The organism is Micromonospora sp. NPDC049047, assembly GCF_040649135.1.
Taxonomy (GTDB): Bacteria; Actinomycetota; Actinomycetes; order Mycobacteriales; family Micromonosporaceae; genus Micromonospora.
This window is the reverse complement of the sequence record NZ_JBEZEY010000044.1, coordinates 1-6,385: the sequence shown is the minus strand read 5'-3', so window position 1 is coordinate 6,385 and position 6,385 is coordinate 1. Positions and strand designations below refer to the sequence as shown.

The window sequence follows — 6,385 nt, the reverse complement described above, 5'->3', positions numbered from 1 at the left end:
GGGGGGGGGGGGGGGGGGGGGGGGGGGGGGGGGGGGGGGGGGGGGGGGGGGGGGTTGGGGGGGGGGTTGGGGTGGGGGTGGGGTTGGGGGGGTTGGGGTTGAGGGTTGGGGTTGAGGGTTGGGGTTAGTTTTTGGGGCGGCGGGGGCGGTAGGTCGCTAGCGTTGACGGGATGCCGCGGCGGATGATGCCGGCCCAGTCGGTGTCGCCGCGCAGCACCGCCGCCGCGGTCTTCCGGGCCTGCTCGGCGGTGAAGTGCGGTGGCAGCATCAGCTCGGCCGGGTCGACCAGGGCGTTGATCACCACCGGTCGATCGGCGGCGAGCGCCCGCTCCCAGACCGCCGGCACCTGCTCCGGTGCGTCGACCAGTTCGCCGTGCAGCCCGAGCACCTCTGCCCACTTGTGGTAGGCGATGTCCGGCAACTGCTGGCTGTCCGGGAACATCGGCGTTCCCTCGCTGGAACGCTGCTCCCAGCTGACGAACGCCAGATCCCGGTTGTTGAGCACCAGCACCACGAACCGGGGATCGGCCCAACCGCGCCAGTACTTCGCCACGGTGATCAGCTCGTTGACGCCGTTCATCTGCATGGCGCCGTCCCCGATCAGCGCGACGAGCGGCCGGTCCGGGTGGGCGAACTTGGCGCTCAGCGCGTACGGCATGGCACCGCCCATGGACAGCAGCGTGCCGGACAGGCTGGCCAGCATCCCCGGGCGGACCTGGAGGTGGCGGGCGTACCAGGCGGTGGTGGTGCCGCAGTCGACGGCGAGCAGCACGTCCTCGGGGAGCCGCTCGTTGAGGGTGTGGAAGAGCAGTTGCGGGTTGACCGGGTCGGCGCTCTGCTCGGCCAGGTCCCGTTGCACGCGACGCCACGCGGAGGTGGCCTCGGCGATCTCCGCCCGCCAGGCGGTCGGTCCGGGGCCGGGGCCCAGCTCGTTGAGCAGCGCCCGCAACGTGGGACGGGCGTCACCGGTCAGATTCACCTCGGTCGGGTACCGCAGTCCGAGCTGGGTGCCGTCCAGGTCGATCTGCACCGCGCGGGCCTGTCCCGGTGGCGGGTAGAACTCCGAGTACGGCATGTTGCTGCCCACGATCAGCAGTCGGTCGCAGCCGGTCATCAACTGCCAACTCGGTCGGGTGCCGAGCAGTCCGATCGCCCCGGTGACCCAGGGTTCGCGATGGTCGACGACTGTGAAACCGAGCAGGGCGGTGGCCACTCCGGCACCGAGTCGATCGGCGATCTCGCGGACCTCCTCCTGCGCGCCGAGCGCGCCCTGCCCGACGAGCATGGCCACCCGCTGCCCACCGCTGAGCACCTCGGCGGCCCGGCGCACGTCGGCCTCCGGCGGCACTGTGGGAGTGCTGCTCGGCACGTTGCTGGTCTGGTAGTAGCCGTGCGCGTGCGGCGGGTCCACGATCGCCGGCTCGTCCTGGATGTCCAGGGGAAGGATCAGGGCGGTGACCGTACGCCGGGCCAAGGCGGTGCGGCACGCCCTGTCGACCAGGTGACGTACCTGCGCGGGGTGGTCGAGCTGCGCGAGGAAGGCCGCCGCCACGTCCTTGTAGAGGGCGAGCAGGTCGACCTCCTGGTAGTAGCCGCCGCCCTCGGCGGTGGTCGCGGTGTGCCCGACCAGGGCGACCACCGGTTGGTGGTCGAGCTTGGCGTCGTACAGACCGTTGAGCAGGTGGATGGCGCCCGGCCCGCTGGTCACCAGGGCGCAGCCCAGCGGCCCGCCGCCGTACTTGACGTGTGCCGACGCGGCGAAGCCAGCGGTCTCCTCGTGGCGGACCTGGATGAACTGGGCGCGACCACCTGTGCGTTGCAGCGCGGACGTGAGGCCGTTGATGCCGTCGCCGGGGTAGCCGAAGTAGCGGTGTACGCCCCAACTGAACAGTCGCGACACGATGTGGTCCGCGACGGTGGGGTGCCGGGGCAGAGCGCCGACTTCGCCCGGTCCGGGGTGCGCTGTGCTCACCTGACTGGTCCTTCCCGTCGGTTCCGCTACTCCGCCGTCTTTCCCCTTCTCCTCCGGACAAAACACCCACGGGTGGCATCGGTGGGCGAGCCGCGCCGTCCGGCAGAATCGTCGGGTGCCCGTCCACGAGATCACCGACCCCGACGACGACCGCATCGCCGACTACCGTGCGCTCACCGACGTCGAACTGCGTACCCGCTGGGAGCCGCCGCACGGCCTGTTCATCGCCGAGGGTGAGTTGGTGCTGCGCCGGGCGTTGCGGGCCGGCTACCCGGCCCGGTCGTACCTGGTCGACGCCAAGCGGATCGACCAACTCGCCGACCTGGACACCGGCGACGCGCCGGTCTACGCCGCGACGCAGGACGTGCTGCAACGGGCCACCGGGTTCCACGTACACCGGGGGGTGCTGGCGTCGTTCCACCGCCGGCCGCTGCCGACGGCGGCCGAGGTGCTCGCCGCCGCGCGCCGGGTGGTGATCCTGGAGGACATCAACAACCACACCAATCTGGGTGCCGTTTTCCGGGGCGCCGCCGCGCTCGGCATCGACGGGGTGTTGTTGTCGCCGACCTGCGCCGACCCGCTCTACCGGCGCAGCGTCCGGGTCAGCATGGGCGAGGTCTTCGCGGTCCCGTACGCCAAGTTCACCCGCTGGCCGGCGGGCCTGGAGCAGGTGCGGGAGGCCGGCTTCACGGTGTTGGCGTTGACCCCGGCGGCGGAGGCGTTGCCGATGCAGCGGCTCTCCGCGGAGCAGCGGGCACGGTCGGCGCTGCTGTTCGGTGCCGAGGGCCCCGGGTTGACCGGCGCGGCGCAGAGCGCCAGTGACGTACGGGTGCGGCTCCCGATGCGACGCGGGGTGGATTCGCTGAACGTCGCCGCCGCCGCAGCGGTCGCCTTCTGGGAGTTGGGCCGCGACGATCCGTTGGACGACAGCGAATAATTCACTCCGGCTTGCATGCCCATGCGCTCTGTTGCATAATTTTCCCTGTGTCCAAGGTTCTTACCTCCCTGCCCATCGGCGAACGTGTCGGCATCGCCTTCTCCGGCGGCCTCGACACCTCGGTCGCGGTCGCGTGGATGCGCGACAAGGGTGCTGTGCCCTGCGCCTACACCGCCGACATCGGCCAGTACGACGAGCTTGACATCGCCTCGGTGCCCGGCCGCGCACTCAGTTACGGCGCCGAGGTCGCCCGACTCGTCGACTGCCGCGCCGCCCTCGTCGAGGAGGGCCTGGCAGCGTTGACCTGCGGGGCCTTCCACATCCGCTCGGGCGGCCGGGCGTACTTCAACACCACCCCGCTCGGCCGGGCGGTGACCGGCACCCTGCTGGTGCGGGCGATGATCTCCGACGACGTCCAGATCTGGGGCGACGGCTCCACCTTCAAGGGCAACGACATCGAGCGGTTCTACCGCTACGGCCTGCTGGCCAACCCGCAGCTGCGGATCTACAAGCCGTGGCTCGACACCGACTTCGTCACCGAGCTGGGTGGGCGCAAGGAGATGTCGGAGTGGCTGCTGGAGCGTGGCCTGCCCTACCGGGACAGCACCGAGAAGGCATACTCCACCGACGCCAACATCTGGGGTGCCACGCACGAGGCGAAGACCCTCGAGCACCTCGACACCGGCATCGAGACGGTGAGCCCGATCATGGGCGTCCGGTTCTGGGACCCGGCGGTGGAGATCCCGACCGAGGACGTCACCATCGGCTTCGACCAGGGCCGCCCGGTGACGATCAACGGCAAGGAGTTCGGCAGCCCTGTCGACCTGGTGCTTGAGGCAAACGCCATCGGCGGCCGGCACGGCCTCGGCATGTCCGACCAGATCGAAAACCGGATCATCGAGGCCAAGAGCCGGGGCATCTACGAGGCACCGGGCATGGCGCTGCTGCACGCCGCGTACGAGCGGCTGGTCAACGCCATCCACAACGAGGACACCCTGGCCAACTACCACAGCGAAGGCCGCCGCCTGGGCCGGCTGATGTACGAGGGCCGCTGGCTGGACCCGCAGGCGCTGATGCTGCGCGAGTCGTTGCAGCGCTGGGTCGGCACCGCGGTCACCGGCGAGGTGACAGTGCGGCTGCGGCGGGGCGAGGACTACTCGATCCTGGACACCACCGGCCCGGCATTCAGCTACCACCCGGACAAGCTGTCGATGGAGCGTACCGAGGACTCGGCGTTCGGCCCGTCGGACCGGATCGGCCAGCTCACCATGCGCAACCTGGACATCGCCGACTCGCGGGCGAAGCTGGAGCAGTACGCCAACCTCGGCATGGTTGGCGGGGCGAGCCCGCAGCGGATGGTCGGCGCCGCGCAGGCGGCCTCGACCGGGCTGATCGGTGCGATGCCGGAGGGCGGCGCGGAAGCCATCGCCTCCCGGGGTGTCACCTCCGCCGACGACGAGGCACTCGACCGGGCCGCCATGGAGTTCGGCGTCGACTGAGCCAACCCGCGCCGACCCTGCGTGACGTCGCCCGGCGAAAGTCGAGATCCGGCGTCACGGAGGGTAGCGTGTCGGCCGTGTTCCCTACCGTGCGTGAGGTCCTCGCCCTGGACCCGGTCCGACACGGCGCACCACGCATGGTCGCCGGGGACGCCGGGCTGGACCGACCGGTCCGCTGGGTGCACGTCGCCGAGGTGCCGGACATCGCCACCCTGCTCGGCGGTGGCGAGTTGGTGCTCACCACCGGCATCGGCCTGCCCGGGGACGACGCCGGGCTCCGCGCGTTCATCGGGGACCTGGCCGACGTCGGCGTCTCCGGGCTGGTCGTCGAGTTGGGCCGCCGCTACGTCAGCGGGGTGCCCCGGGTGATGATCGCCGCCGCCGAGCGGCGCGGGCTGCCCCTGGTGGAGCTGCGCCGCGCCACCCCGTTCGTGCGGATCACCGAGGCGGTCCACGCGCTGATCGTCGACGCGCAGCTCACCGAGCTGCGCGCCACCGAGGAGATCCACCAGCGGTTCAACGACCTGTCCGTCGAGGGCGCCGACGCCGCCGAGGTGATCCGGCAGGCCGCCGAGCTCTCCGGCTGCCCTGTGGTGTTGGAGAACCTGTCCCGTCAGGTGCTGGGGTACGACCCGGCCGGGGAGAGCGCCGAGCTGCTGCTGGACGGCTGGGAGCAGCACTCCCGGCGGATCCGACCTGCCGGTCGGACCGCGTACGACCCGGACAGCGGGTGGCTGGTGACAGTCGTCGGCGCCCGGGGGCAGGACTGGGGGCGGCTGCTGCTGCGCTGGCCGGCCAGCGGCGACGTGCCCAGCGCCCAGTCCAGCGCGCCGACCGCCGGCCCGCCCACCCGGCTGACAATCCTGATCGAGCGGGCCGCGTCCACCCTCGCGCTGGGCCGGTTGATCCGCCGCGACGCCGAAGGGCTGGAACGGCAGATCCACCGCACCCTGCTCACCGCGCTCCTAGACCACTCCCGACCGGTGGACGAGGTCACGTTGCGGGCCAAGGCGCTCGGCGTGGTGCTCGACCGTCGGCACCTGGTGGGCGTGATGGTCCGACACCGGACCGAGGACCTGGCCGGGGACAGTGGCCCGGAGGCCGCCCAGGCCCGGCTGCGGGACCTGTCGGAGGCCGTCGGCCAGGCGCTGCGCGAGGCGAAACTGACCGCCCTCACCAGCGCGGTCGACGACAATTCGGTAGGTGTGCTGCTGGCCCTGACCGACCCGGCCGCCGAGGACCGCGCGCTGTCCGCGTTCGCCAGCGCACTTCGCCGGGTACGCCTCGACGCGGGCGCCGCTCGCGCGTCCTCCGTCGGTGACACGACCCGGTCGGCGGCCGGCATCGACCCGTCCGCCGGGCCGGCGGGGGTCGACGGATCCCGGGGTGGTGGTCCAGGTGCCGTGATCGTGGCCGCTGGATCGGGGGTGGGCACCCCGCGGGAGGCCCGCCGTTCGCTCGTCGAGGCGCGGCAGATCGCCGAGGCGGCCCGGCGGGATCCGCGCGACCTGCCGATCTTCCGGCTGCCCCACGTCGGTCTGGCCGGGCTGCTGCACCTGCTGCGCGACGAGCCCCGGTTGCAGACCTTCGTGGAGCGCGAACTCGGCGCACTGCTCGAGTACGACGCCCGCCACCCCCGGGAGCGACTGCTAGACACCCTGCGCACCTACCTGGCGCAGGGCCGCAACAAGTCCGCCGCTGCCGCCGCCGCCCACCTGTCCCGACCGGCCTTCTACGAACGCCTGGCCCGCATCGCCCGCATCCTCGACGTGGACCTCGACTCGGTAGAAGCCAGCCTCTCCCTCCACGTGGCCCTGCTGGCCCTGGAAGCGGTCCGCACTCCCTGACCTCCCACCCGACCCCACCACGCCTGCGGGCGACCGCGGGGCTGTCTCGCTAACGGTGTTTCCGGCGATCTTGGTTAGTAGGTTTCAGCGGCTGGGAAGCGGTCGCTGAAGGTGATGGCGAAGGCGTTCA

At 71.7% G+C, this 6,385-nt stretch carries 4 protein-coding genes; 3 read left to right on the top strand and 1 reads right to left on the bottom strand.

From position 1 onward, the window contains the following. Nucleotides 1-124 precede the first annotated feature (124 nt). Nucleotides 125-1,972, bottom strand: a complete 1,848-nt coding sequence (locus tag AB0B86_RS33350) for a thiamine pyrophosphate-requiring protein (RefSeq protein WP_357420601.1) — start codon at nucleotides 1,970-1,972, stop codon at nucleotides 125-127. A 115-nt stretch (nucleotides 1,973-2,087) separates the two neighbouring features. Here AB0B86_RS33350 and AB0B86_RS33345 point away from each other — a divergent pair, with 115 nt between their 5' ends. From AB0B86_RS33345 to AB0B86_RS33335, 3 genes are all read left to right on the top strand, one after another. After that, a complete protein-coding gene (locus AB0B86_RS33345) occupies nucleotides 2,088-2,909 on the top strand; it encodes an RNA methyltransferase (RefSeq protein ID WP_357420598.1) in 822 nt (273 codons plus the stop codon). A gap of 47 nt (nucleotides 2,910-2,956) precedes the next feature. Then, nucleotides 2,957-4,408 carry an argininosuccinate synthase gene (gene argG, locus AB0B86_RS33340; RefSeq protein WP_357408812.1) on the top strand — a complete coding sequence of 484 codons (1,452 nt, stop codon included), beginning with the start codon at nucleotides 2,957-2,959 and terminating at the stop codon, nucleotides 4,406-4,408. A gap of 68 nt (nucleotides 4,409-4,476) precedes the next feature. Further along, on the top strand, nucleotides 4,477-6,255 hold the full coding sequence (locus tag AB0B86_RS33335) for a PucR family transcriptional regulator (protein ID WP_357408810.1): 1,779 nt from the start codon (nucleotides 4,477-4,479) through the stop codon (nucleotides 6,253-6,255). Nucleotides 6,256-6,385 lie beyond the last annotated feature (130 nt).